This is a genomic window from Streptomyces sp. CNZ301 (assembly GCF_004217425.1).
In genome coordinates, this window is sequence record NZ_SHLG01000002.1 from 991,823 (window position 1) to 1,017,491 (window position 25,669).

Below are 25,669 nucleotides of genomic sequence, written 5' to 3' on the forward strand. Positions count from 1 at the left end.
TTCCGGCCGAGGTCGGCGCGCGGGACCCCGTGACCTGCGGCGGCTCGACACCGCCGGCCCTCGGCCGGGCGAGCGGAACACGGCGGTCCTGTTCAGGAGGGGGAGCACGGCCCGCTCCCGTTCGCCGGTGCTCTGCCTCTGTCCGCCCCCGGCGCACCCCCGTGCAGAAAGGAGCCTCGCCGATGCGTCCGAAGTCGTCGCCGGTCCGGGGGACTTGCTGTGCTGACCTGTCAATATGCGGCACTGCGCGATTCGTTCATAACGCGCGACCAAGTGGGCAGTATCCGAAAGGATTGGCTCAGTTCCGGGCGGTTCTGTGACTCTTGCCACCCGCGGACGGCCTTTCTAGGCTTGTCCGGACCTTCAAATCCCCTTCCCCGCGAGCAATTTGAACGGCGCGCCGGTCCACCCCCGTGGCCCTAATGGAGTAGTGTGACGAGCCCTGGCCTCGGCTCAGACCCGGCTCAGGCAGCACAGGTGACGAGGACGGTCACTATGCGTTGCGAAGTGATAACCGTGCCGCAGGCGGCTCCGGGAAGGTCCCGGTCGTCGGACAGGTCGGCAAGGTTGTGGCAGGCCGCACACGGGCAGGCCACATTCGTCCAGCGGGAGCAGCGACGCACGTGATGTCGGCAGGCACCACCCGGGAGGTTCACATGCCCGAACTGCGTGTCGTGGCCGTCAGCAACGACGGCACACGTCTGGTGCTCAAAGCTGCCGACAGCACGGAATACACGCTTCCGATTGACGAGCGGCTGCGGGCGGCCGTACGCAACGACCGCGCACGCCTCGGCCAGATCGAGATCGAGGTCGAGAGCCACCTGCGGCCCCGTGACATCCAGGCGCGCATACGGGCCGGTGCCTCCGCTGAGGAGGTCGCTCAGCTCGCGGGGATTCCCGTCGACCGGGTGCGCCGTTTCGAGGGCCCCGTGCTCGCCGAGCGCGCGTTCATGGCCGAGCGCGCACGCAAGACGCCGGTGCGCCGCCCCGGGGAGAACGCCGGTCCGCAGCTCGGAGAGGCCGTGGCCGAGCGGCTGCTGCTGCGCGGCGCCGACAAGGACGCCGTGCACTGGGATTCCTGGAGACGCGACGACGGCACGTGGGAAGTGCTGCTCGCCTACCGCGTGGCCGGCCAGCCTCACTCCGCGACGTGGACCTACGACCCGCCGCGGCGCCTTGTGCAGGCCGTCGACGACGAGGCGCGCTCGCTCATCGGCGAGACCGACGACACCCCGGAGCCCAGCACCCCCTTCGTTCCGCGGATCGCGAGGCTGCCCAGGGAGCGGAGCGACAAGAGCGACCGCGTGGACGCCGACACCAGCGCCTTCGCGGGCGATATCGACGCGGACGGCGAACCGGACTCCCTGACAAGCCTGTTGGAGGCCGTGCCCAACTTCCGCGGCGACCTGGTCGTGCCGGAGCAGCAGAGTGCGCCGGCGTCCGCCGTCCACGGCTCGTCCGCTTCGGAGACGGAGAACTCCTCCGACGACGACCGTGAGACCGACGAAGAGGAAGAGCCTGTCGAGCCTCCGGCCACGGCCGCCGGCGCCGGCTCGGCGTACGCGGACGTGCTGATGCCGCGTTCGGTCAGCGCACACCGGGACCGGCTGAAGGGGAACACCGACCGGCAGGCCGAGGCGGACGGCGTGCGTCCCGGTCGCCGTGCCGCGGTGCCCAGTTGGGACGAGATCGTCTTCGGCACCCGTCGCAAGAAGGACTGACGCGCGCGCCGTACCGGAGCGCCCGCTCGGCGGCCGCCGCACACGGCGGCGGCTGCCAGGCGCTCCGGCCGGTCCGCCCGCCTGCCCGTTAACGGGTCGCCTTCACGGGTCGCCTTCACCCGGCCCGTCGTGAACGCGCCCGCGGTTCAGCCCGGTTCGGCACCCGTGGCGACCGGGCGGCCCGGGTCCGCGGACCATTCGCTCCACGAACCCGGGTACAGGGCCGCGTCGATTCCCGCCACGGCCAGCGCGAGAATCTGGTGTGCCGCCGAGACGCCGGAACCGCAGTAGACGCCGGTCTCGGTTGCGTCCGTGACGCCCAACTCACCGAAGCGGCTGCGCAGTTCCCCGGAGTCGCGCAGCAGCGGGGCACCCTTCTCCCCTGCCTCCGTCACGTTCTCCGCCGTCGGCGCGGACACGGCACCGGGGATGTGCCCGGCGACCGGGTCGATCGGCTCCACCTCGCCCCGGTACCGCTCGGCGGCACGGGCGTCCAGGAGCACCCCGCGCCGCGCCAGTGCCGCCGCCCCGTCGGCGTCCAGCACTCGCAGCGCTCCGGGGCGCGGGACGAAGTCGCCCTTCTCCGGTTTCACTTCGCCGGTCTCCAGCGGCCCGTCCCACGCGGCGAGGCCGCCGTCCAGCACGCGGACGTCCCCGTGCCCGGCCCAGCGCAGCAGCCACCACGCACGGGCCGCGGCCCAGCCCGTTCCACCGTCGTAGACGACGACGGGGCGGGTATCAGAGACCCCGGCCCGCCGCATGGCCGCCCCGAACACCTCGGGGTCCGGCAGGGGATGGCGGCCGGAACCGCCGGGCGGGCCGGCCAGTTCGGAGTCCAGGTCGACGTAGGCCGCTCCGGGCAGGTGGCCGGCTTCGTAGTCCGGCCTGCCGTTCGGGCCGCCCAGCTGCCAGCGCACGTCGAGGAGCACAGGAGGTTCGTCGCCGGTGAGTTCGTGCGCGAGGGCTGATGCGGAAGTGATCGCTGTCATCCCGCCATTTTCACTCACGCGTGCGGAACAGACCGCTGCGAAAGGGGAATTACCGGCGGTGTCGGGGACTATGACGCCACAGGTGGTGGGAGCATCGGTAAGCGGCACGGAAGGGTACGCAATCCGAAGCGTTACATCGCTGCCAATAATCGCTGCCAATACACGACGTGACCACATCGACGATGGTCATGAGGGAGACAACGCATGACGGAATCAGTCACTCGGCACACACAGCCGAGACAGATGCCCGGCACACCATGCTGGGCGAGTCTGCTGGTGGAGGAGCTGGCCAGGAGCCAGGAGTTCTACCACCGGCTGTTCGGATGGGAGTTCTACTCCGGGCCGCGCCAACCGGGGCCTTATGTACGGGCGTTGGCGGACGGCCACGAAGTCGCCGGCCTCGGCGAGATCGTGCCCGGCCGGCGTCTGAACGTCGCCTGGCTGCCGTACATGGCGAGCGACGACGCCGACGTGACCGCCGGTCTGATCCGCGAACGGGGCGGCACGGTGGCCGTCGGACCGCTGGACGCGGACGACGCGGGCCGCATGGCGATCGCTGCCGACACCGCGGGGGCGGGTTTCGGCGTGTGGCAACAGGCGTCGCAGCCGGACAGCCTGGCCCCGGCCACCGCGGAGGTGGCGGGAGCACCCGTCTGGTACGAGCTGATCACTCGTGAGTCCTCGGCGGCCGGCAGCTTCTATCCGGCGGTATTCGGATACGAGCCCGCCGGCGGCTCGGGGAACGGCGACGGCGGCGAGCGGCACGACCCGGACGGCCGGGACTACGTGACGCTCCATGTGAACGGGGAGCCCGTGGCGGGCATCCACGGCGTCGGGCAGGCGCTCCCCCGCGACCGCGGACCGTACTGGAAGACCTACTTCGCCGTTGCCGACGCCGACGCCACCGCTCGGCGCATCGTCGAACTCGGAGGCTCCGTCGTGCACTTGCCGGCCAACACCCCGCACGGCCGCGTCGCCACTGCTGCCGACCCGGAAGGCGCACAGTTCAGCGTGATCGCGCACGTCTGACGGCCGGGCCGGGGCCGGGTGGCGCTAAGCCCTGTCGTTCGGATCTCCGCGGGCCCGCGACGACAGCTACGGCGCCTCTCTGCGTTGTCGGAGTCATCCGAGTACGCCCAGTACGAGGACGATCCTCCGCCTTGCGATGCGTCCCCTCGCTTTCGCGGGGGAAGCCCCATGCATCTGACGCCGCGGGCTGATCCACGAAGATCCAAACGACAGGACCTAGAAGACTGCTGAAGATCTTGGTTGATCCGGGTTGCCACCGTCAGGTGGTGGCCTGGATCTGCCAGGTGGTGCCGTTGTGATGGAGTCCGAGGTTGATGAGTCGGCGGAGATTGAGGGCGGCGGCTCGGGTGTGGATCCAGGTGTCGTTCTTGATGGTGCCGCGGTAGCGGAGTTTGCGGTTGCCGTGGTGGACGAGCCAGGCGACGGCGCGTTCGACGGGTGGTCTCCAGCGTCGGTAGTCGGCTTGCCAGTCCGTGTCAGCGGCGGCCTGGTGGCGGGCTTGAACGAGTAGATCGTGGTGCGGCCGGATGGTCAGGATGCGTCCGGTCTTGGCTTTGGTGCATCGCTGACGCAGAGGACATCCGGTGCACTCCTTGGCGAAGGTGGCCTTGCGCTGACGGTGCCGTCCGCTGGGATCGGTGAGGGGGACGGTGTGTCCCTGGGGGCAGGTCACCGTGCCCGCGAGGGTGTCGATGGCGAAGTCGTCGAGGGTGAAACCGCCCGGGACAGCAGGCCGCAGTGGCGCGGGCTTGAAGAACAGCCGGTGCCCCGATTGTTGGAGACTTTGACAGGCGGAACCGGTGGAGTAGGCAGTGTCGCCGAAGGCGTCCACCGGATCGTTTTCCTGGGCGAGCAGGTCGAGGCCGACAGCAGCTTCGTGGTGTTCGCTGCCGGTCGCGGGCCGGAGGGCGACTGCGGTGAATAAGCCGGTCTCGGGCTCGATGGCCAGATGGGCCTTGAAGCCGTCCTGCTGCTGGTGGCGGGTCTTGTGCGCGTGGCGGGACTCCGGGTCGACGGTGGAGATCATCCGGTCGTAAGCGGTGCCCTGGGTGATGCGCCAGCGCCCGTCACGCCCGTCGCTGTCATCGGCGGGTTCGACGTCCTGGCCGGCGACCAAGGCCAGGATGCCGACCGCATTCGCGGCCTTTTCACCGAGTTCCTGCTCGGGCAGATGACCCAGCAGCCGCAGTGCGTCACCGACCAGGGCGTCCACCAGCTCAGCTCGTGCCGCCTGGTCGTTCCAGGCGATACGGGGCTTGCCGGGATCGCTGTAGTCGTGAGCCCGACACTGCTGGTCGGCGACTGCCGGGGCGCCGGGGACCTCACGGATCACCGTCCGGATCGCGGCGACGATCTGGGTAACGGTGTCCTGGGTGGCCACCGCATCATCCAGCACCGTGGAGTCCAGTGCCCGACGGTGCTTGCCCTTGAGCACGCCGGTGGTCTTGATGACCTCGCGGACGGTCTCGAATACCCGGTTCGGCCGGGCCGAGCGGGCCAGCCTGCGGCGAAAGTAGGACAGCAACGACGGGTCGAAGGCCGTGTCGTGCAGGCCGAGTCCGCAGGCAGCCTTCCACCGCAGGTCACAGCGCAGTTCCTGAACCGTCTCGAAGTCCGACAGGCCATGAAGAGCCTGCAGCGTGACGGCCGCGGCCAGGATCTGCGGCGGCATGCTCGGCCGCCCGTTTGCCGAGGGGTACATGTCCGCGAACATTCCTGCCGGGAACAACCGTCCACGGTGCTCGGCCAGGAAAGCGAACACACTCCCAGCCGGGATCAACTCCCGGCAGGTCTCCCACACATCCGGACCGACCGTCTCCCCGACCCACTCCCCTTGAACCACACCAACGAGTCTGGCCCCACCGCTCAAACGACGAGGCCAGAACCCCAAGATCTTCAGCAGTCTTCTAGGTGACGTGCGGCGTGGCGGGGGCGTCGATGGGAAGCACGTCCGGGGACAGCGCCCCGGCCCCCGCTGCGGCGGCGGTGAGCCTGCGGCGGTGGTGACGGCGGCACAGGACCTCGTAGCCGACCTCGCCGGTGGGTTCGCCCACGTCGCCGACGACGACCTGTGCGCCCTCGACGACCATCTTCCCCCCGACCGTACGGGCGTTGTGGGTGGCGCGGGCTCCGCACCAGCACAGCGCCTCGACCTGAAGCACCTCGATGCGGTCGGCGAGTTCCATCAGCCGCTGCGAGCCGGGGAAGAGCCTGGTGCGGAAGTCCGTCGCGATTCCGAAGGCGAAGACATCCATGCCCAAGTCATCGACGATGCGGGCCAGTTGGTCGATCTGCTCGGGAGTGAGGAACTGCGCCTCGTCCACGATGACGTAGTCGGCACGGCCGCCGGCGGTCAGATGCTTCACGAGATGGACGTGGAAGTCGAAGCCGTCCCTCGCCTCGACGGCGTCGGTGACGAGCCCCAGCCGGGACGAGAGACGCCCCTCCCCCGCACGGTCGTTGCGAGTGAAGATCATGCCTTGAAGGCCGCGGGTGGAACGGTTGTGCTCGATCTGGAGAGCCAGTGTCGACTTGCCGCAGTCCATGGTTCCGGAGAAGAACACCAGCTCTGGCATGGAGACGTCGGCCTTTCTGCGCGGGCGGGCAGGTCGGTGTGTGCTCGTACGGGCCGGGGGCGAGCGTACGGGCGGCTTGGGTTACGTACGGACTTCGAGGAGCGGGACGAGCTGTTCGGCGGGGGTGGCGGAGCCGTGCATCCCGATGAGCGCGGACTCCTTCGGCTCGCGCTCAGTGGCCACGACGGCGGAGTCCCCGCTCATCGCGGCCACGACGTCGCCGATGCGGGCACGCACCCGATCGTCGATCCGCGGCCCGAACCAGCCCAGTTCCACGGCCTCTTCGCGGGTGGCAACCCACGCGTGCCCCGCGAGCACCTCGCGCCAGACCGACGCCACGTCGCGAGCGGCTCCGGGCACGGCGTAGAGGTGGCGCATCCTGCCCTCCCCGCCGAGCTCGGCGACGCCGGCGCTCAGCTCCCAGTCGTCGTCGACGTCGAACCGCGCCTGCGCAGTGAGCGGAACGTCGACCATGCCGTGGTCGGCGGTGATGTACAGCGCGGAACGGGACGGCAGTTGCTCGGCGAGCCGCTGGGCGAGCCTGTCCACGTACATCAGCTGGCCGCGCCAGGCGTCGGAGTCGATGCCGTAGCGGTGGCCGTGACCGTCGAGTTCGGCGTAGTAGGTGTAGACGAGCGTGCGGTCCGCGGCGGCCAGGCGCTCGGCCGCCCGGTCCATGCGTTCCTCGGCGCTGAGCACCCCGAGGAACGTGCCGCCCGACAGCGCGATGCGCGTGAGCGGCGTCTGCTCGAAGTGGGGTGCGGAGACCTGGCTGGCGGTGATTCCGCCGGCGTCGGCGAGCTGGAAGACCGTCGGGTACGGCTGCCAGGCGTGCGGGTCCGTCCAGGGCTGCCAGCGCAGCTGGTTCATCAGCCGGCCCGTGTCGGGGTCGAGAGCCGTGTACCCGGGCAGGCCGTGCACACCGGGCGGCAGACCGGTGCCGACGGAGGCCAGCGAGGTGGCGGTCGTGGAGGGGAACCCGGCGGTCAGCGCGGACCCGGTGCCCCCGAGGGAGGTGTGCAGCAGGGAGGTGAGGAACGGCGCCTCCTCGGGATGCGCACGCAGCACGTCCCAGCCGAGACCGTCGACGAGGAACACGCAGGCGCGGTCGGCCGGTTCGAGCCGCAGCCCCGTCTCCAGGCCCTCCAGGCCCTGTGCGGTGACGATGGCGGGCAGCAGATCCGACAGCGACGCCAGACCGTAACGCGGCACGGGTGCGGTGCGCGGGTCCAGCGGCAGTGGTTCCTGCGGGTTCTCGGTGGCGGCCTGTGCCATCAGGAGGGTGTCACCGTCGCCTCTGAGAGCGCCTGCGCAAAGGCGAGGGTCTGCCGCACGGTGTCGGGCCCGTCCGCCGCCTCGCTCACCCGGAGCGAGAGATCGTCGGCGGTCGACGAGCCCGTATAGCCGTGATCAGCCTCGCAGTTGGGGTCCCCGCAGGTGGCGGGCTCCATGTCGAGCCTGGAGACGGCACCCCAGCCGATGGTCAGCACCACCTCGCGCGGCAGCGTCCCGGGCGTGTAGGACTCCGGGTCGGCGACGACACGGGAGAGCACGACGGACGAGATGCGCTGGATCTTCACGGACTCCGTGGACGTCGTCGCGTACGGGGACGAGGACGTGCCGTCCGCGGGCTGCTCGTCGGTGTGGCTGACGAGGAACCGCGTACCGGTGAGGACGAGGACCGTGACATGGCGGCGCACCTCGTTGGAGTCGAACGTCGTCTCCTGGTGCACGAGGTAGGAAGTGACGGGCTCGCCGCCCACCGCCGCCTCGACGGCCTCGGCCACGAGGGTCGGGTAGTAGCCGCTGCGCTCGATCGCCTCACGCAGCCCCTGGGTCGTCGTACCGGTCTTCGCCATGCGGGCCATCCTACGGGCCGGTGGACTGTCAGTAAGCGGGCAGGCTGCGGCGGCCCAGGTCGGCCCTGGGCGACGGCTCGGCGACGCGCACGGTCGCACCGAGCACCGTGTGCCCCCGGGACGCGACGACGACGGGTTCCAGGTCCACCGCGACGACCCCGGGGTGGTCGTGGAGCAGACGCGACACCCGCAGCAGAAGCTCCTCCAGGGACGCGACGTCGACGGGCTGCGCGCCGCGCCATCCGAAGAGGATCGGGGCGCTGCGGATGGCCCGCACCAGTTCGGCGGCGTCCTTGTCGGTGACGGGGACGAGGCGGTGGGCCACGTCTTCGAGCAGCTCCGACGGCGTCCCCGCGAGTCCGAAGGAGAGCACCGCCCCGATCGTCGGATCGAAGGCCGCGCGGACGACGGTGTCGACGCCGCGCGGTGCCATGGTCTGCACGACGGGACGCATCCCCGCGGAGTCCCCGAAGGCTTCCGTCAACTCGGCGTGCGCACGGCGCAGTTCACTCTCCGAGGAGATGTCGAGGCGCACGCCGCCGAGGTCGGCGCGGTGGCGCAGGTGAGGGGCCGTGGTCTTGAGGGCCACGGGGTAGCCGAGACGTGCTGCCGCGGCCGCTGCCTCGTCCGGCCCGGGAGCCGGGACCGTGGGCTGGACGACGATGCCGTAGCAGGCGAGCAGCGCGGCGGTGTCCTCGGCGCCCAGAGTGACGCCCGGGCTCCTGTCCGGGGCGGGACCGGGGACGGGAGACGTGGTGAGGGCTGCGGCGGGGGCTGTGGTGGGGGCAGGGCGGGCCGCGCGGGCAGCCGGCCCGGAGGGGTCTTCGGACGAGCGTCCGGAGGTCTCCTCCGTGCCGGTGTCCTCGGTTCCGGTGCCCTCGGCCTCGCTGACGCCGGCAGCGGATTCCCCGCGCCGGGCGGCGGAGACGTCCGCGGTCCCGGCGGGTCCGGGCGACGCGGGCACTTCGCCGTCCCCGAGGGCCGTCGCCGGCTCTGCCGCCTCCGCATCCGCCTTCGCGGTCGCGTCCGGAGCACCTGCACCTTCCGCGTCCGCCGCCGCACGGGCGAGCAGTTCCGAGGCCGCGGCCTCGTCGGCCTCGAACTCCGGTACGCGTCCCGGGTTTTGCGCCTCGCGGCGCCAGCGCGCGTAGCGGGAGGCCTCCGAGAGGGCGCGCACCGCGCGCTCGGGCGCGGGGTAGGAAGGGATGCCGTGCCCGGCGAGGGCGGCGTCCAGGCCCTCGATGGCCAGATGCACGACGGTGACCGGTTTGTCGGCGCCCTCCGAGGCCTCGCGCAGCGAGTCCGCCAGCTCCGCCACCGGGGTGTCGCCGACCCAGGGGATGACGGTGACGACGACCGCGTCCGTCTCCGGGTCCTCAAGTGCCTCGCGCAGTGCCTGCCGGTACTCCCCGGGCGTCGCGGACGTCCCGAGGTCGCGCACGGGCTGCGGACGCAGCTCACAGGCGAGCGCCGCGTCGTACGAGAGCAGCCCGAGGGACTCCGCGTTCCCGAGGATCGCGGTGCGCGGCCCGGCCGGAAGCGGCTGCGAGACGAGCAGGGCGCCCGCGTCGAGCAGTTCGGTGACCGTGTCGACCATGACGACTCCGGCCTGCCTGAGCAGCGTGGTGACGGTGGCGACCGGCGTGGTGGAGACCGGAGCTGCGTGCCCCGGCGGGGGCGCGCTGCCGCTGTGCCGCGCGCCCTTGACCACGACGACCGGTTTGCGGGCGGCGATGCGCCTGGCGAGCCGGGTGAACTTCCGCGGGTTGCCGATCGATTCGAGGTAGAGGAGCGTGACGTCGGTGTCGGGATCGTCGTCCCAGTGCTGGAGGACGTCGTTGCCGGAGACGTCCGCCCGGTTGCCCGCGGAGACGAAGCTGGACAGCCCGATGCCGCGCTGATGCAGACCGGCCAGCAGAGCGATGCCGATGGCGCCGGACTGGGTGAACAGGCCGACCCTGCCGCGCGCGGGCATCTCCGGCGAGAGCGTCGCGTTGAGACGCACTTCCGCAGCCGTGTTCATCAGTCCGAAGGCGTTCGGACCGATGACGCGGGTGCCGTACGAGCGTGCCAGCCGGACGAGTTCGCGCTGCTCGTCACGGCTGAAGTCCGCGGTGAGCACGACGAGTCCCTGCACGCCCGCCTCACCGCACTCCCGCGCGAGCGCATGCACCTGGCTGGCCGGGACGGCCACCACGGCCAGGTCGAGGTCTTCGGGCACGTCCTTGACGGAACGGTAAGCGGGCACGCCGCCGAGTTCGCTCTCTCCACCGGGAAGCTCGCGGTTGACCGCGTACACCCGCCCGGTGAACCCGGAGGTGCGCAGGCTCTCCAGGACCCTGCGGCCGGCGCCTCGGGGCGAGCGGCTCGCGCCGATCACGGCGACCGAGCCGGGCGCGAGCAGCCGGCGCACGGAGCGGCCCTCGGCCCGCTGTTCACGTGCGCTCATGACGGCCAGGGACCGCTCGGTCGGTTCGAGATCGAAGGTGAGATGGACGGAGCCGTCCTCGAAGCTGCGGTGCTGCGAGTAACCCGCGTCCGTGAACACCTTGATCATCTTGTTGTTGGCGGGCATCACTTCGGCGATGAATCGCTGGATGCCGCGCTCACGCGCCACAGCGGCGATGTGCTCGAGGAGCGCGGAGGCCACGCCACGGCCCTGGTGGTCGTCACGTACCAGGAAGGCCACCTCGGCCTGCGCGGAGCCACCCGCACCGGAGTCGGCGGCCGCGCGTCCGGTTTCGTCGACCCTGTCGTAGCGGACGGTGGCGATGAACTCGCCCCCCACGGTCGCGGCGAGGCCCACCCGGTCGACGTAGTCGTGATGTGTGAAGCGCCGCACGTCACGGTCGGACAGACGCGGGTAGGGAGCGAAGAAGCGGTAGTACTTCGACTCGTCGGACACGAGTTCGTAGAAGGCGACAAGCCGCTCGGCATCGTCCGGGGTGATGGGCCTGATCAGTGCGGTGCCGCCGTCTCGGAGCACCACGTCGGCCTCCCAGTGCGCCGGGTACGCACGCTCCCGAGGGGTACGCATGGGACTCAGGGTAAGGCCGTAAGGGCAACTCCGGCCCCGGACGTCCGACAGCGCACGTCAAGGGGTGCGGCCGTCAGCCGAGAGAGGCATGCGAGACTTGTTCCCGGCCGAAAGCACGACTCGAAGGGCAACAACCATGGTAGAGCGCCGCGTCACCGTCGGGTGGGCCGAGGGTCTGCACGCCCGTCCCGCTTCGATCTTCTGCCGCGCGGCAGCTGCGGCAGGCGTCCCCGTCACGGTCAGGAAGGGCGACGACGGCGCTCCTGTCAACGCGGCGTCCATGCTCGGTGTCCTCGGGCTGGGCGCCGAGGCGGGCGAGGAGATCGTGCTGGCGTCCGACTCGATGGACGCGGAGGGCGCGCTGGAGCGTCTGGCCACGCTGGTCTCCGAGGGCTTGGAAGAACTGCCCGAGACCGTCTGACCGTCCGGAGCGGGCGGACAGCGCCTCCGGGCGGCTGCCCCTTGCGCCCGCTTCGGCGTCCGCGGACACGAACGCGGGCGCTCGCCCTCTCTCCGCCGGGGTCGTCGCGGCGGAATCGGCGGAATCACTGAAGAGTTCGATGCGCAGTTCACGGCGGCGCCCCCGCCGTACGGAGAGCCCCCGGTCGCCGGTGTGCGGCCGGGGGCTCCGTGGTGCATGCGCCCGGACGGGGGCAGGCGTACGGGACGCCTGCCCGTCGTCGGGCAGTCGCGGAACCGGTCAGAGAGCGACGCCGTGCTTCCTCAAGTAGGCGACCGGGTCCATGTCCGAGCCGTACTCGGAGCTCGTGCGGGCCTCGAAGTGCAGGTGCGGGCCCGTGGTGTTGCCCGTGGAGCCCGACAGTGCGATCTTCTGACCCGGCTTGACCTGCTGGCCCGCCGAGACGGCTACCGACGACAGATGGCCGTACTGGGTGTAGGTGCCGTCGCGGTGCTCGATGACGACGCTGTTGCCGAACGAGCCGTCGGCGCCTGCCTCGACGACCTCCCCGGCGGCGACGGAACGGACCTCGGTCCCCTCGTCCGCCTCGAAGTCGATGCCGGTGTGGGCGCCGGAGGACCACAGTCCGCCGGAGCTCTGGTACGACGTGGAGACCGACGCGCCCTCGACAGGGGCGACGTAGGCGTTGAGCTTCTTCCGATCGGCCGCCCTCGCGGCCTTCTCCCTGGCCTCGCGCTCGCGCTTCGCCTTCTCGGCGGCGGCCTTGCGCTTGGCCTCCTTGGCGGCCTTGGCCTGTGCGGCCGCGGCTTCCTGGAGCCGGGCCTGGTCGCTGACGCTGTCGGCGATCGCGTCGCCGAATCCGACGGCGTGGTGCAGGGTGGTCCGGGGAGTGCCCTGGCCGGTTCCGCCAGTGGTCTCCTCGACGGTCTTGTCGGCCCCGCTGCTCACCGCCTGCGGCTGTCCCCCGGTCTCGGCCAGGGCGGGCGACGCGAGCGATCCGACCACGCCGAAGGTCAGCCCGGCTATGCCTGCTGCCTTCGCGCGTCGGCTCATGGGGCGGGTACGGCGGTGCGTCCCGGTGGCACGGATGAACGCCATGCTGCGGCGTGACTCCTTTCCCTCCTTCTCGCCTACCGGGTCTGCCTCCTGCCTGTCTCGTTCCACGCGCGACCGCGCTCGGGGCTCCGTGCACGGTCGCAGCGGAACGCCCGGCGGAATCCTGCGGGAATCCGGGCAGAAGGGGCCCCCAGTCGGTTCGGAGCAGGAAGGTCTCCTACGGTCCGCTGGGCGGTCGGACCGATTCACCCCACCCCTCCTGCGCCTCGCCGTTTCCGGCTCGGACGGGGAGGGACCCTCTGCGCCTGGCGGCGCCGAGAGGGAAGGGCCCCCGGTTCTCCATGTGTACGTCGTCGTACGGGAGACTCGGCGATGCCGATCGTCGGCCGCGGTTCGCGGTCACTTCTGACGAACAGCCGGATCGACGCTAAATGGGGCATCTGGCAACAGCCAAACCAGACCGGCATTTTGTCGCGCACACCACATCGCAGAACGTGACAGAAATGCCAATTCAGACATAGCTCTCGCTCGGCACCGTCGCGGCCGGAGGCCGGACAGTGCAAAGAGCAGCGGTCCCGGTGGACTTCTTCCGTCCACCGGGACCGCCCGCGCGCTCTCCTCGTCCCTGCCGGCGGAATGTCCGCCGCGCGGCTCCTCAGCCGCCGGTCACCACCTTGACCTCGCCGATCCCCAACTCCCGTACCGGCTCGGCGATCTGGGAGGCGTCGCCGACGAGAATCGTCACCAGACGGTCCGGCGGGAAGGCCGCCACCACCGCGGCGGTCGCCTCGACCGTGCCGGTGCGCGCCAGCTCCGCGTAGACGCTCGCCTGGTAGTCGTCGGGGAGTTGCTGCTCGACCTGTTCCGCGAGGGTGTCCGCGACGGATGCCGCCGTCTCGTACTTCAGCGGCGCGACCCCGACCAGGTTCTGCACGGCCACGTCGCGTTCCTCGTCCGTGAGCCCCTCGGCCGCCAGTGTGCGCAGAACCTGCCACAGGTCGGCGAGAGCCGGGCCCGTGACGTCCGTGGCGACCGAGCCGGAGACGGCCAGCAGCGCCGCGCCGGTGCCGTCCGTGGTGGAGCGCAGCACCTGGCCGAAGGCGCGCACACCGTAGGTGTAGCCCTTCTCCTCGCGCAGCACACGGTCCAGCCGCGATGTGAGCGTGCCGCCGAGGCAGTACGTGCCCAGCACCTGGGCCGGCCAGACGCGGTCGTGCCTGTCGGGGCCGACGCGGCCGATCAGCAACTGCGTCTGCACCGCGCCGGGGCGGTCGACGATGACGACACGTCCGGAGTCGTCGGCGGTGATGGGCGGCGCCGTGCGCGGCTGCGTCGCGGCACCGGTCCAGACGCCGAGCGTTTCCGCCAGGACGGCGTCGAGGTCGACCCCTTCGAGGTCTCCGACCACGACGGCGGTTGCCGCAGAGGGCCGTACGTGCCTGTCGTAGAAGGAGCGGACGGCGGCCGCGTCGATGCGGGAGACCGTCTCCTCGGTGCCCTGGCGGGGACGGGACATGCGTGCCGACGCCGGGTACAGCTCCTTGGCGAGTTCCTTCGCGGCGCGACGCGTCGGGTTGGCCAGCTCGTGCGGGATCTCGTCCAGGCGGTTGCCCACCAGTCGCTCGACCTCGCTCTCCGGGAAGGCCGGAGCGCGCAGCGCGTCGGCGAGCAGCCCGAGCGCCTTGCGCAGACGGGAGGCGGGCACCTCCAGCGAGACGCGCACGGCCGCGTGATCGGCGTAAGCGTCGATCGAGGCGCCGCAGCTCTCCAGCTCGTCGGCGAACTGCTCCGCGTCGAGCTTGTCCGTGCCCTCCGAGAAGGCCCGGGCCATGATCGTCGCGACGCCGTCGAGCCCCGCAGGCTCGGCGTCCAGCGGCGCCTGCAGGGTGACTTCGACGGCGACGACCTGCTGGCCCGGGCGGTTGCAGCGCAGCACCGTGAGGCCGTTGCCGAGCACGCCGCGGTCCGGCGCGGGGAAGGCCCAGGGCCTGGGCTGCCCGCCGCGCGGCTGGGGGTGGAAGTCCATCTGCTTGCCCTGCGCCTCCGACGTACCTGCCGCGGCGGTCTGTGGGTTCGGGGCGTCGCTCACTGGCCGGGCTCCTCGGTCTCGTCGTTCTCGCCGTCTGCGGCGGCCTGTTCGGTGGGCTCGTAGACGAGCACTGCACGGTTGTCCGCACGGAGCCGTGCGGCGGCCACCGCCCGCACCTCTTCGGCGGTCACTTCGAGGACGCGCTGAACGGCGGTCAGCGCGAGCTGCGGGTCGCCGAACAGCACGGCATAGCGGCACAGTTCGTCGGCGCGGCCGCCCACGGTGGCGAGCCTGTCGAGCCACTCGCGCTCCAGCTGGGCCTGCGCGCGCTCCATCTCCTCCGGTGTGGGGCCCTCTTCCGCGAAGCGCCGCAGCTCGTCGTCGATGGCCTCCTCGATCTGCGACACCTCGACGCCGCCGGACGCCTTGACGTCCAGCCAGCCCAGGGACGGCGCGCCCGCGAGCCGCAGCAGCCCGAACCCGGCGCCGACCGCGAGCCGGTCGCGGCGCACGAGGCGCTTGTTGAGCCGCGAGGACTCGCCCCCGCCGAGCGCGGTGAGCGCCAGGTCCGCGGCGTCGCACTCACGGGTGCCGTCGTGCGGCAGCCGGTAGGCGGCCATCAACGCGCGTGAGGGCACCTCCTCTTCGAGCACGTGGCGCTGCTCGGCACCGATGACGTCCGGCAACTTCCCGTCCCGCGGGGGCTTCTTGCCCTCGTGGCCGGGCACGGAACCGAAGTACTTCTCGATCCAGCCGAGCGTCTGCTCCGGGTCGATGTCGCCGACGACGGTCAGCACCGCGTTGTTCGGCGCGTAGTACGTGCGGAAGAACTCGCGGGCGTCCTCGAGGGAAGCCGCGTCCAGGTCGGCCATGGACCCGATCGGGGTGTGGTGGTACGGGTGGCCCTCCGGGTAGGCCATGGCGGTCAGCTTCTCGAACGCCGTGCCGTAGGGCACGTTGTCGTAGCGCTGGCGCCGCTCGTTCTTGACCACGTCGCGCTGGTTCTCCATGGACTCGTCGTCCAGGGCGACCAGCAGGGAGCCCATGCGGTCCGCCTCCAGCCAGAGCGCGAGCTCCAACTCGTGGGCGGGCATGGTCTCGTAGTAGTTCGTGCGCTCGAAACTGGTCGAGCCGTTGAGCGATCCGCCCGCGCCCTGGATCAGTTCGAAGTGGCCGTTGCCCTGTACCTGCGCGGAACCCTGGAACATCAGGTGCTCGAAGAGGTGGGCGAGGCCGGTGCGGCCCGCGACCTCGTGGCGGGAACCGACGTCGTACCAGAGACAGACCGCGGCGACCGGGGTGAGATGGTCCTCGGAGAGCACCACGCGCAGGCCGTTGGCCAGCCGGTGCTCGGTCGCTGTCAGCCCGCCGGTGGCCGGCGGGGGCGTGGCAGTGTGACCCATGGGCATGGAGTCCCTTCGATCGCGTCAGTTGCGTGTACGTACGCAAGCGGTCCTGTCACCCTATGCAACCGAGCCGAGAGCGTGCGGAGTTCCCGTACCGTACGCCCCGGAACCGGGCTCGTCCCGTGGCGTTCACCGCAAGAGCGGCGGCGAGCACGGTGACGACATCCCCGACCGCCGGGTCGGGCGACCGGTTGTCAGCGGCGCGGTCCACAATGGTCCGCGTCAGACCCGCCTCCGCACAGGCCGGCCAACCGGCCGCCCGCACCGTGAGCACAGAAGGAGCCGCAGCCGCGATGGCCCCCCGCAGTACGAAGACACAGCCGGACGATTTCGAGGAACGCATCCTCGACATCGACGTCGTCGACGAGATGCAGGGCTCCTACCTGGAGTACGCGTACTCGGTCATCTACTCGAGGGCGCTGCCCGACGCGCGGGACGGGATGAAGCCCGTGCAGCGGCGCATCCTCTACCAGATGCACGAGATGGGTCTGCGTCCCGAACGCAGCCATGTGAAGTGCGCCCGCGTCGTCGGTGAGGTGATGGGTAAGCTCCACCCCCACGGCGACTCGGCGATCTACGACACGCTGGTGCGCATGGCCCAGCCGTTCACGATGCGGCTGCCGCTCGTCGACGGGCACGGCAACTTCGGCTCGCTGGGCAACGACGACCCGCCCGCCGCCATGCGGTACACGGAATGCCGGGCGACGCCCGCCGCGAACCTGATGGTCGAGTCGATCGACGAGGAGACGGTCGACTTCGCCTCCAACTACGACGGCAGCGAGCAGGAACCGGGCACCCTCCCGGCCGCGTACCCCAACCTGCTGGTCAACGGCTCCTCCGGCATCGCCGTCGGCATGGCGACGAACATGCCCCCGCACAACCTGGCCGAAGTCATCGCCGCCGCCCGGCACTTGATCAAGCACCCCGGCGCCGACCTCGAGACGCTGATGCGCCATGTGCCCGGCCCCGACCTGCCCACGGGCGGACGGATCGTCGGCCTGGACGGCATCAAGGACGCCTACGCGACCGGACGCGGGACCTTCAAGACGCGCGCGACCGTCACGGTCGAGCAGGTCACCGCCCGCCGCAAGGGCCTCGTCGTGACGGAGCTGCCGTTCTCGGTCGGTCCGGAGAAGGTCATCTCCAAGATCAAGGACCTGGTCAACTCCAAGCGCCTGCAAGGGATCGCGGACGTGAAGGACCTCACCGACCGCGCGAACGGCCTGCGTCTGGTCATCGAGGTGAAGAACGGGTTCAACCCGGAGGCCGTCCTGGAGCAGCTCTACAAGCTGACGCCCATGGAGGAGTCCTTCGGGATCAACAACGTGGCGCTGGTGGACGGTCAGCCGCTGACGCTGGGCCTCAAGGAGCTGCTGGAGGTCTACGTCGACCACCGGTTCACGGTGGTGCGCAGGCGCAGCGAGTTCCGGCGCGGTAAGCGGCAGGACCGGCTGCACCTGGTCGAGGGGCTTCTCGTGGCGCTCGTCGACATCGACGAGGTCATCAGGATCATCAGGTCGAGTGAGAACGCCGCGCAGGCCAAGGAGTCGCTCATCGGGCGGTTCGGCCTCAGCGACGTACAGACGCAGTACATCCTGGACACGCCGCTGCGCCGGCTGACCAAGTTCGACCGGATCGAGCTGGAGAGCGAACGCGACCGCCTGCGGGGTGAGATCGAGGAGCTGACCCGGATCCTCGATTCCGACGCGGAGCTGCGCAAGCTCGTCTCGAGCGAGCTCGCCCAGGTCGCGAAGAAGCACGGCACCCCGCGCCGCACCGAGCTGCTGGAGGCGACGGGCGCCCCCCTCGCGGCCGTCCCGCTCGAGGTCTCCGACGATCCGTGCCGGGTGCTGATGTCCTCGACGGGGCTGCTCGCCCGTACGGCCAACGGCGAGCCCGCCTTCGACCAGGAGGCCAAGCGCGCCAAGCACGACGTGATCGTCTCCGCCGTGCCCGCGACGACGCGCGGTGAGATCGGCGCCGTCACGTCGGCGGGCCGGCTGCTGCGCCTGTCCGTGGTGGATCTGCCGCAGCTTCCCGAGTCGGCGACGGCGCCGAACCTGTCGGGCGGCGCCCAGATCTCGGAGTTCCTGACCCTGGAGGACGACGAGAGCGTGGTCTGCCTGACCACGCTGGACGAGTCCTCCCCCGGCCTGGCGCTGGGCACCGAGGCGGGAGTGGTGAAGCGGGTCGTCCCCGACTACCCGTCGCACAAGGAGGAGTTGGAGGTCATCTCCCTCCGCGAGGGCGACCGTGTCGTGGGCGGCGCCGAGCTGCGCACCGGTGAGGAGGACCTCGTCTTCATCACGAGTGAGGCGCAGTTGCTGCGCTACGCCGCGAGTCAGGTCAGGCCGCAGGGGCGTGCGGCCGGTGGCATGACAGGTATCAAACTGGCTGAGGAGGCCAAGGTGGTCTCCTTCACCGCCGTCGATCCGGCCGTGGACGCGGTGGTCTTCACGCTCTCCGGTTCGCACGGAACGCTGGACGATTCGATCAGTACCGCCAAACTCACGCCGTTCGACCAGTTCCCCAGGAAGGGCCGGGCGACGGGCGGCGTCCGGTGCCAGCGGTTCCTGAAGGGTGAGGACTCACTGACGATGGCGTGGGCGGGGCCCGCTCCTGCGAAGGCGGCTTCGAAGAACGGCACTCCGGCGGAGCTGCCCGAACTGGATCCGCGCAGGGACGGATCGGGCGTGCCCCTGGCGAAGCCCGTCGCGGTGGTCGCGGGGCCCGTATAGAGGTTCTGCCCACGGCAGGTCGACGCCGGGCCGGCCGCGCACCGCGAGCGGGGCGGCCCGGCAGGACCCGAGGGCGGAGTCGGCGGAGCGTACGCGCGGCTCAGTCGTCCGCGTCCGGGTCGTACGTGAAGTCCTCGCCCTCGGCGGGTACTCGGGGTTCATCCCCGTTGCCGGGGCCGCCCGCGGCGCCCTCCGGTTCGTCGCCCGGTTCGTCGCCCGCCTCGTCGGCGGCGACGGGTTCCTCGGCCTCCTCGGCCGCCACGTACCCGTCGGCCTCGACGTCTGCCGCGTCGCCGGTCTCGTCAGCCTCGACGTAACGCAGTACGCCCCACATGGCCTGTGGGTCCGGCGGGACCGAGGCGTCGGCGACGCACGCCGCAAGCTCCTTGCGCAGCGCCTCGCCATCGGTGCCGGCGCCGATCATCACCAGCTGCGTGGGCGCCGCCTCCCCCGGTTCTCCCGGCTTACGGCGGGACGGTGCGAAGCGGAGGAACCCGCCGACAGCGTGCACGGAGTAGCTGTTCACGGGGTCGGCCGCGCCGAAGTCGACGAAGCCCTTGATCCGGTAGAGGCCGGGTGGACGGCTGTCGAGGAACGCGAGGAAACGCCTGGGGTCCAGTGCCGTCGCCGAAGTGAACTCGACGCTCTCGTACGCCGCGTGCAGATGACCGGAGTGGTCGTCGTCCGCTCCCCCGCCGGCGTCCCCGGGCTCGTCGCGCAACAGCGCGTCGAAGGAGAGCTGTTCGACGGGCGGGCGCGGCCGGTGCACCGGGTCGAACAGCAGCGCGGGGTCGATGCGGCCGTGCTCGGCCGGCACCACAGGAGTTCCGGGGGCGGTCTCCTCCAGCGTCTCGCGCAGCCGCCGCAGCTCCGTCTCGCCCACCCGGTCCGACTTGTTGAGCACCACGAGATCGGCGGCCCGCACGTGGCGGTCCAGCTCGGGATGGCGCACCCGCACGCTCTCGAACTCGGCGCCGTCGACGACCTCGACGAGCCCGCCGTAGACGCTGTGCTCGCTCCCGGAGGCGAGAATCATGCGGATCACGGTCTCCGGCTCGGCCAGACCGCTGGCCTCCACGATGATCACGTCCATCCCCGCCGACGGGCGGGCGAGCCTTTCCAGCACACCGTCCATGTCGCTCGTGTCCACGGCACAGCACAGACAGCCGTCGCCGAGCGGGACCATCGAGTCCACCTGTCCGGCCACCGTCATCGCGTCGATCTCGATGCTGCCGAAGTCGTTGACGATCGCGCCGATGCGGGTGCCGCCGCTGTGCCGCAGCAGATAGTTGAGCAGGGTGGTCTTGCCCGAGCCGAGGAATCCGGCGAGGACGATGACCGGTACGCGTCGTGGTCGCTCCACGAGTGCTTCCTCCGGGATGTGCGGGCCCGCGGGGCTGACGTCGCCCGCGGGATCTGCGGGTGCGGCGGCTGACGATCGTACGCGGCGATGCCGCATGTCACAGCGCGAGGCCGCGCGGAGCGGTTACGGTCCTCACACGCCTTCCCCGGCCCCTTGTCCCGTCAGCCGCCGGCCCCGCCCCGCGGCCTGCCCGGCGGCTCGCGGTCCAGGCCGCCGCCGCCACCGTTTCTCGACCCGTCCCCCGATCCGCCCGAGGTCCACGTGACCGCTCCATTCACCGCGTCCGGCTCAGAGCCCGTCACGGGTGCGGCACCGTCTCCGCAGCCGCCGGCCGCGCCACAGTCGCTGAGGCCGCCGGAAGCGCCCTCCGGCAGGCGCCGCCTGTCCGTGTCACTGGTGCGTCCGCGCTGGCCGCAGCGGGTCTTCGCCCAGGTTCTCCTGATGCAGCTGGCGATCGCGACCGGCGTCACGGCCCTGGTCACGGGCCTCTTCCTGGCACCGCTCAGCGGCGAGCTGGACGAGCGGGCGATGGACCGGGCCCTGGCCATCGCGCAGACGACTGCCGCACGGCCCGAGTTCGCCCGCCACCTCGCCGCCGGCGGGCCCGGCCCGTCCGCTCACGGTCCGGTGCAGCGGCAGGCCGAGCGGATACGCAGGTCCACCGGGGCCGGCTTCGTCGTGGTGATGGACACCCGCGGAATCCGCTGGTCCCATCCCGAACCGCGCCGAGTCGGCCGCCACGTCTCCACCGACCCCAGCGCTGCCCTCGCCGGGCACGAGGTGCGTCACATCGACGAGGGAACCCTGGGACGCTCCGCCCGTGGCAAGGTGCCGCTGCGCGACGGACGGGGCGAGGTGATCGGCGCCGTCTCCGTCGGCATCGCCTACGAGGGCGTGCGGGACAAGTTCCTCGGCGCGGTCCCCGAACTGCTCGCCTACGCCGGCGGTGCACTCGCCGTCGGCGTCCTCGCCTCCGTACTCGTCTCGCGGCGGCTCCAGCGGCAGACCCACGACCTGGCCTTCTCCGACATCTCCTCGCTGCTGGACGAGCGGGAAGCGATGCTGCACGGCATCCGCGAGGGAGTCGTCGCCCTCGATGCGGAGGGCCGGATCAGACTCGTCAACGACGAGGCACAGCGGCTGCTGGAACTGCGGCCCGAGCACACCGGCCGTCCGCTGGCGCAGGTGCTGGGGCCGGGACGCACGGCGGAGGTGCTGTGCGGCAACGTCACCGGAACAGATCTGCTCGCCGTCAGCGGCGGCCGGGTGCTCGTCGCGAACCGCATGCCCACGGGCGACGGCGGCGCGGTGGCCACCTTCCGCGACCGCACGGAGCTGGAGCTGCTCGGCCGCGAACTCGACGGCTCACGCGGCCTGATCGACGCCCTGCGCGCGCAGGACCACGAACACGCCAACCGGATGCACCTCCTGCTGGGGCTTCTGCAACTGGGGCAGCACGAGGAGGCGGTGGCCTATCTCAGCGAGGCCGTCGGTGTGCACAGGGCCACGGCGGAACAGATCGCGGAACGCGTCGAGGACCCGCTGCTCGCCGCGCTGCTGGTGGGGAAGGCGACGGTCGCGACCGAGCGGGGCGTCGCGCTGCGCCTCACCCCCGACACGCACCTGCCGGACCGGTTGGTCGAGCCGCGCGAGCTGGCCACGGTGCTGGGCAATCTCGTCGACAACGCACTGGACGCGGCTGCGGGTTCGGCCGACGCACTGGTGGAGGTGAAGCTGCACACGGGCCGCCGCACCCGGGAATGCGGAGACTGGGGCGACGCCAGGACGCAGGGACTCCGGGACGCCGCGCTCGCGGGGGACGGCACCGGCGTCGTCCTCCAAGTCACCGACAGCGGCCCGGGAGTCCCCGGCGAGCTGCGTGAACAGGTCTTCGCCGAGGGCTGGTCCACGAAGGACCCGCCTGCGCACCGTCAGCGCGGCCTGGGCCTTGCGCTGGTGCGCCGGCTGGCGGAACGTCACGGCGGCTCCGCGCGGGTGGGCGAAGGGGTCCGCGGAGGCGCCGAGTTCACGGTGGTGCTGCCGCAGGCGCTGCACCCGGCGGATTCCTCGGGCTGAAGCCGGCGGCGTCCGGACCGGCGCCCGGCAACGCCGGTCCGGACGGTTCGTGGGACGGCCGGGGACGGCCGTCAGTTGCCGCCCGTCACACGGACGTAGTCGACCACGAGCTGCTGGGGGAAGCTGGTGTTCCCGTCGGGGTCGCCCGGCCAGTCGCCGCCGACGGCGAGGTTGAGGATCATGAAGAAGGGGTGGTCGAAGACCCAGCGGTCGCCACCCAGATCGGCGGGAGTGCGGGTCTGGTACTCGTTGCCGTCGACCGACCAGACGATCTTTTCCGGTGACCAGTCGACGGCGAAGGTGTGGAAGTCGTCCGCGAATTTCTGCCCGTCCGGGAGGGAGTAGCCGGAACCGATGCCCTCGCCACCGGAGTATCCGGGCCCGTGGATGGTGCCGTGCACGGTGCTCGGCTCGGATCCGATGTTCTCCATGACGTCGATCTCGCCGCACGCGGGCCATCCCGCGCTGCCGATGTCCTCGCCGAGCATCCAGAACGCCGGCCACATGCCCTGCCCCTGCGGCACCTTCATGCGGGCTTCGGCATGCCCGTAGGTGGTGGTGAAGGTGCCCGCGGTGTTCAGCCGTGCCGAGGTGTATTCGCACGGACCGTACCAGCAGCTGTAGTTGCCCGGGTTCTCCTTCTTGGCGGTGATGACGAGGTTGCCGTTGCCGTCCAGCGCCGCGTTGTCGGTTCCCGATGTGTAGTACTGGCGCTCGTGGTTGCTGACGTTGTCGCCGGTCTCCAGTTTCCACTTGGAACCGTCCACGGCGCCGCCCGCCGGTCCGTCGAAGTCGTCGGTGAACTGCGCGGCCTTGGCGGAGTCCCGGTCCGCGGGCGGTGTCCCGGCGCTCGCCGGCACCGAGAGCAGCGGGGTCATCGCGAGGGCGACGGCGGCGAGCAGCCAAGCCGTCAGGGAGGTCTTCGGTCTCATCGAGCGGTGCCTTCCTGTGGGGAGGACCGGCTGTGCGGCCCAGAAGGTCCACGGCCGCGTGGCGCGGCCGGGTTCGCGCTCCGGCAGTCCGGCGGACGGGCCGCACCTCGGGTGAACAGGTGTGGGGCGCACGGCAGTTCACTCGGCGCACTCGGACCGCATCGACGGGCATGTCGTCATCTCTTGAAGACAATTTCCGGCGCCGAGACAGCGATGTCAATAGGTCTGGACCTAACTCTTCACAATGTGGCCGCACGCCGCCGCCTGCACCATGCTCCGCACCGCTCGTCAGACCGCTCCCGCACCCGTGAGCGAACGGACCTCCGTCTCCGCGTGCTTGGCGTCGTCGGGCGCCTCACGCGATGTGACGGTGCCGAGCCAGCCGAAGAGGAAGCCGAGCGGAATCGCGACCACGCCGGGGTTCTCCAACGGGAAGACCGCGAAGTCGAACCGCGGGAAGAGCGCACCGGGCGCGCCGGAGACGACCGGCGAAAGCAGCACCAGCACGATCGCCGGCACCAGCCCGCCGTAGACCGACCACACCGCTCCCCTCGTGGTGAACCGGCGCCAGAACAGGGCGTAGAGCAGCACCGGCAGGTTGGCGGCAGCCGCCACCGCGAACGCCAGACCGACGAGGAAGGCGACGTTGAGATGCTGCGCGAGGAGCCCGAGTCCGATCGCGACGGCGCCGACCCCGACCGCTGCGACGCGGGCGACGCCCACCTCACCTCGCGTGCCGCGCTTGCTCAGCGACGCGTACAGATCGTGAGCGACCGACGCGGACGACGCGAGGGTGATCCCCGCGACCACTGCGAGAATCGTCGCGAAGGCGACCGCCGCGACGACCGCGAACAGCACGGAGCCCCCGGTCGATCCGGCTCCCCCGCCCAGCTCCAAGGAGAGCAGGGGCACCGCCGTGTTCCCGGCCGGGTCGGAAGCGCGCACCGTCCCGCTGCCCAGCAGCGCGGCGGCCCCGAACCCGAGGACGATCGTCATCAGGTAGAACGCGCCGATCAGGCCGATCGACCAGACGACCGACCGGCGCGCGGCCCGCGCGGTGGGCACCGTGTAGAAGCGCGACAGGATGTGCGGCAGCCCGGCAGTGCCCAGTACGAGCGCCAGGCCGAGACTGATGAAGTCCAGCCGGTGTGTCCACTCGCCGCCGTAGCGCAGGCCGGGAGCGAGGAAGTCCCGCCCGTGGCCGCTGCGTTCGGCGGCAGCGCTGAGCAGTGCCCCGAGATCGCCGCCGAAACGCATCAGCACGAGCACGGTCAGCGTGACGGCCCCGCCCAGCAGGAGCACCGCCTTCACGATCTGAATCCACGTCGTCGCACGCATTCCACCGCAGGAGACGTAAACGATCATGAGGGCTCCGACGCCGATCACCGTCCAGGAACGCGCCGCCACGCTCGCACTCCCCAGCAGGAGCGCCACGAGACTGCCCGCACCGACCATCTGCGCGACGAGATAGAGCACCGAGACCGTCACGGACGAGATGCCCGAAGCGATGCGGACCGGGCGCGCGCGCAGCCTTGCGGTGACGACGTCCGCCAGCGTGTACCGCCCGCAGTTGCGCACGAGTTCGGCAACGAGAAGCAGCACCACCAGCCAGGCCACGAGGAACCCGACGGAGTAGAGGATTCCGTCGTAGCCGTACAGGGCGATGACGCCGGCGATCCCGAGGAAGGAGGCCGCCGACATGTAGTCGCCCGCGATGGCGAATCCGTTCTCCATCGGGCTGAAGAGCCGGCCGCCCGCGTAGAACTCCTCGGGTGAGCCGCGCCGTCTGCGGCTGGCCAGCGTGGTGATGGCCAGGGTGGTGGCGATGACGGCGCTGAAGAGCACCAGAGTCAGCGTCTGATGGTTGCCGGTCAACGCATGCCCTCCGAGGCGGTACGGGGGGCGGGGACGGCGTACGCGCGGGCCATGTCCTCGGTCTCCCAGCGCAGTTCGAGTGCGAGTTCGTCCCGGCGCAGCCGCGCGTGGCGCACATACGCCCACGTCAGCAGGAAAGTGCTGGCGAACTGCGCGAGACCGGCGGCCATGGCGACGTTGAACACCCCCGCGAGGGGACGGGCCATCAGCTCCGGTGCCGCGGTCGCGGTGACGAGGTAGGCGAGATACCAGGCCAGGAAGGCCACGCTGACGGGAGCCACGAAGCGCCGGTAGCGCCGCCGCACTTGCTGGAAGGCCTCACTTCGCTGAACGGCGATGTATACCGCGGCGGCATGAGCCTCGGGGGTCTCCGGACCGTCCCCGCGGTTCGCGGGCTGCCCGTCACCGGTGCGCGCACCCTCACCGGCCCCGGTGCGCGCGTCGCTGCGAGGAGGCAGGGTCGCGGCCGTCGCCGCGGGCAGGGCATCGTGAGCGCCCGGACCGGAGGCCAGGGCGTCGTACCAGGGATCGTCGGTGCGCATGCCCAAAGAATGGACAAGCA

At 71.1% G+C, this 25,669-nt stretch carries 18 protein-coding genes; 5 read left to right on the forward strand and 13 right to left on the reverse strand.

Annotation, left to right across the window (positions count from 1 at the left end; all coding sequences use genetic code 11):
• Positions 1-656: 656 nt before the first annotated feature.
• Positions 657-1,721 (forward strand): septation protein SepH, encoded by a 1,065-nt coding sequence (gene sepH / locus EV375_RS28500; RefSeq protein WP_130302775.1) that lies wholly within the window; start codon positions 657-659, stop codon positions 1,719-1,721.
• Positions 1,722-1,867: 146 nt separating this feature from the next.
• Here the strand turns inward: sepH and EV375_RS28505 are convergent, their stop codons facing one another.
• Positions 1,868-2,710, reverse strand: a complete 843-nt coding sequence (locus EV375_RS28505) for a sulfurtransferase (RefSeq protein WP_130302776.1) — start codon at positions 2,708-2,710, stop codon at positions 1,868-1,870.
• A gap of 243 nt (positions 2,711-2,953) precedes the next feature.
• On the opposite strand from EV375_RS28505, the gene EV375_RS28510 reads away from it, so the two are divergent.
• Positions 2,954-3,739, forward strand: coding sequence for a VOC family protein (locus EV375_RS28510; RefSeq protein ID WP_486588853.1), 786 nt, complete (start codon positions 2,954-2,956; stop codon positions 3,737-3,739).
• 259 nt (positions 3,740-3,998) lie between these two features.
• Here the strand turns inward: EV375_RS28510 and EV375_RS28515 are convergent, their stop codons facing one another.
• From EV375_RS28515 to EV375_RS28535, 5 genes are all read right to left on the reverse strand, one after another.
• Positions 3,999-5,540 carry an IS1182 family transposase gene (locus tag EV375_RS28515; RefSeq protein WP_130301611.1) on the reverse strand — a complete coding sequence of 514 codons (1,542 nt, stop codon included), beginning with the start codon at positions 5,538-5,540 and terminating at the stop codon, positions 3,999-4,001.
• A 106-nt stretch (positions 5,541-5,646) separates the two neighbouring features.
• The gene (locus tag EV375_RS28520) at positions 5,647-6,315 is read right to left on the reverse strand and encodes a thymidine kinase (RefSeq protein ID WP_130302778.1); all 669 of its coding nucleotides are present in this window, start codon (positions 6,313-6,315) and stop codon (positions 5,647-5,649) included.
• Between the two features lie 81 nt (positions 6,316-6,396).
• Positions 6,397-7,590 (reverse strand): alkaline phosphatase family protein, encoded by a 1,194-nt coding sequence (locus tag EV375_RS28525; RefSeq protein WP_130302779.1) that lies wholly within the window; start codon positions 7,588-7,590, stop codon positions 6,397-6,399.
• Complete coding sequence (locus tag EV375_RS28530) at positions 7,590-8,174, reverse strand: DUF5998 family protein (protein WP_028437403.1); 585 nt, start codon at positions 8,172-8,174, stop codon at positions 7,590-7,592. Before EV375_RS28530 ends, EV375_RS28525 begins: the two co-directional genes overlap by 1 nt.
• Before the next feature lie 28 nt (positions 8,175-8,202).
• The gene (locus EV375_RS28535) at positions 8,203-11,211 is read right to left on the reverse strand and encodes a GNAT family N-acetyltransferase (protein WP_130302780.1); all 3,009 of its coding nucleotides are present in this window, start codon (positions 11,209-11,211) and stop codon (positions 8,203-8,205) included.
• Between the two features lie 136 nt (positions 11,212-11,347).
• Here EV375_RS28535 and EV375_RS28540 point away from each other — a divergent pair, with 136 nt between their 5' ends.
• Positions 11,348-11,632, forward strand: a complete 285-nt coding sequence (locus EV375_RS28540) for an HPr family phosphocarrier protein (RefSeq protein ID WP_130302781.1) — start codon at positions 11,348-11,350, stop codon at positions 11,630-11,632.
• A 279-nt stretch (positions 11,633-11,911) separates the two neighbouring features.
• On the opposite strand, the gene EV375_RS28545 is transcribed toward EV375_RS28540, so the two are convergent.
• The 3 genes from EV375_RS28545 to EV375_RS28555 form a co-directional block, all read right to left on the reverse strand.
• Positions 11,912-12,730: a M23 family metallopeptidase gene (locus EV375_RS28545; RefSeq protein ID WP_130302782.1), complete on the reverse strand. Its 819-nt coding sequence runs from the start codon at positions 12,728-12,730 to the stop codon at positions 11,912-11,914.
• Positions 12,731-13,343: 613 nt separating this feature from the next.
• Positions 13,344-14,714, reverse strand: a complete 1,371-nt coding sequence (locus tag EV375_RS28550) for a M16 family metallopeptidase (RefSeq protein WP_130302948.1) — start codon at positions 14,712-14,714, stop codon at positions 13,344-13,346.
• A 59-nt stretch (positions 14,715-14,773) separates the two neighbouring features.
• Positions 14,774-16,120 carry a M16 family metallopeptidase gene (locus EV375_RS28555; protein ID WP_130302783.1) on the reverse strand — a complete coding sequence of 449 codons (1,347 nt, stop codon included), beginning with the start codon at positions 16,118-16,120 and terminating at the stop codon, positions 14,774-14,776.
• Between the two features lie 296 nt (positions 16,121-16,416).
• Between EV375_RS28555 and EV375_RS28560 the strand changes: the two genes are divergently transcribed.
• Positions 16,417-18,861: a DNA topoisomerase IV subunit A gene (locus tag EV375_RS28560; RefSeq protein WP_130302784.1), complete on the forward strand. Its 2,445-nt coding sequence runs from the start codon at positions 16,417-16,419 to the stop codon at positions 18,859-18,861.
• Between the two features lie 100 nt (positions 18,862-18,961).
• On the opposite strand, the gene EV375_RS28565 is transcribed toward EV375_RS28560, so the two are convergent.
• On the reverse strand, positions 18,962-20,224 hold the full coding sequence (locus tag EV375_RS28565; RefSeq protein ID WP_486588854.1) for a CobW family GTP-binding protein: 1,263 nt from the start codon (positions 20,222-20,224) through the stop codon (positions 18,962-18,964).
• Positions 20,225-20,665: 441 nt separating this feature from the next.
• On the opposite strand from EV375_RS28565, the gene EV375_RS28570 reads away from it, so the two are divergent.
• Positions 20,666-22,300: an ATP-binding protein gene (locus tag EV375_RS28570; protein ID WP_486588884.1), complete on the forward strand. Its 1,635-nt coding sequence runs from the start codon at positions 20,666-20,668 to the stop codon at positions 22,298-22,300.
• Between the two features lie 71 nt (positions 22,301-22,371).
• On the opposite strand, the gene EV375_RS28575 is transcribed toward EV375_RS28570, so the two are convergent.
• From EV375_RS28575 to EV375_RS28585, 3 genes are all read right to left on the reverse strand, one after another.
• A complete protein-coding gene (locus EV375_RS28575) occupies positions 22,372-23,232 on the reverse strand; it encodes a glycoside hydrolase family 16 protein (RefSeq protein WP_130302786.1) in 861 nt (286 codons plus the stop codon).
• 288 nt (positions 23,233-23,520) lie between these two features.
• A complete protein-coding gene (locus EV375_RS28580) occupies positions 23,521-25,107 on the reverse strand; it encodes a sodium/solute symporter (protein ID WP_130302787.1) in 1,587 nt (528 codons plus the stop codon).
• Positions 25,104-25,649 carry a DUF485 domain-containing protein gene (locus tag EV375_RS28585; protein ID WP_130302788.1) on the reverse strand — a complete coding sequence of 182 codons (546 nt, stop codon included), beginning with the start codon at positions 25,647-25,649 and terminating at the stop codon, positions 25,104-25,106. Before EV375_RS28585 ends, EV375_RS28580 begins: the two co-directional genes overlap by 4 nt.
• Between the last annotated feature and the right edge of the window lie 20 nt (positions 25,650-25,669).

Bases quoted from the DNA above. Each gene is read 5' to 3' on its own strand.
- sepH (WP_130302775.1), top strand. From the start codon at position 657: ATGCCCGAACTGCGTGTCGTGGCCGTCAGCAACGACGGCACACGTCTG.
- EV375_RS28505 (WP_130302776.1), bottom strand. From the start codon at position 2,710: ATGACAGCGATCACTTCCGCATCAGCCCTCGCGCACGAACTCACCGGC.
- EV375_RS28510 (WP_486588853.1), top strand. From the start codon at position 2,954: ATGCCCGGCACACCATGCTGGGCGAGTCTGCTGGTGGAGGAGCTGGCC.
- EV375_RS28520 (WP_130302778.1), bottom strand. From the start codon at position 6,315: ATGCCAGAGCTGGTGTTCTTCTCCGGAACCATGGACTGCGGCAAGTCG.
- EV375_RS28525 (WP_130302779.1), bottom strand. From the start codon at position 7,590: ATGGCACAGGCCGCCACCGAGAACCCGCAGGAACCACTGCCGCTGGAC.
- EV375_RS28530 (WP_028437403.1), bottom strand. From the start codon at position 8,174: ATGGCGAAGACCGGTACGACGACCCAGGGGCTGCGTGAGGCGATCGAG.
- EV375_RS28535 (WP_130302780.1), bottom strand. From the start codon at position 11,211: ATGCGTACCCCTCGGGAGCGTGCGTACCCGGCGCACTGGGAGGCCGAC.
- EV375_RS28540 (WP_130302781.1), top strand. From the start codon at position 11,348: ATGGTAGAGCGCCGCGTCACCGTCGGGTGGGCCGAGGGTCTGCACGCC.
- EV375_RS28545 (WP_130302782.1), bottom strand. From the start codon at position 12,730: ATGGCGTTCATCCGTGCCACCGGGACGCACCGCCGTACCCGCCCCATG.
- EV375_RS28550 (WP_130302948.1), bottom strand. From the start codon at position 14,714: ATGGACTTCCACCCCCAGCCGCGCGGCGGGCAGCCCAGGCCCTGGGCC.
- EV375_RS28555 (WP_130302783.1), bottom strand. From the start codon at position 16,120: ATGGGTCACACTGCCACGCCCCCGCCGGCCACCGGCGGGCTGACAGCG.
- EV375_RS28560 (WP_130302784.1), top strand. From the start codon at position 16,417: ATGGCCCCCCGCAGTACGAAGACACAGCCGGACGATTTCGAGGAACGC.
- EV375_RS28570 (WP_486588884.1), top strand. From the start codon at position 20,666: ATGCAGCTGGCGATCGCGACCGGCGTCACGGCCCTGGTCACGGGCCTC.
- EV375_RS28575 (WP_130302786.1), bottom strand. From the start codon at position 23,232: ATGAGACCGAAGACCTCCCTGACGGCTTGGCTGCTCGCCGCCGTCGCC.
- EV375_RS28585 (WP_130302788.1), bottom strand. From the start codon at position 25,649: ATGCGCACCGACGATCCCTGGTACGACGCCCTGGCCTCCGGTCCGGGC.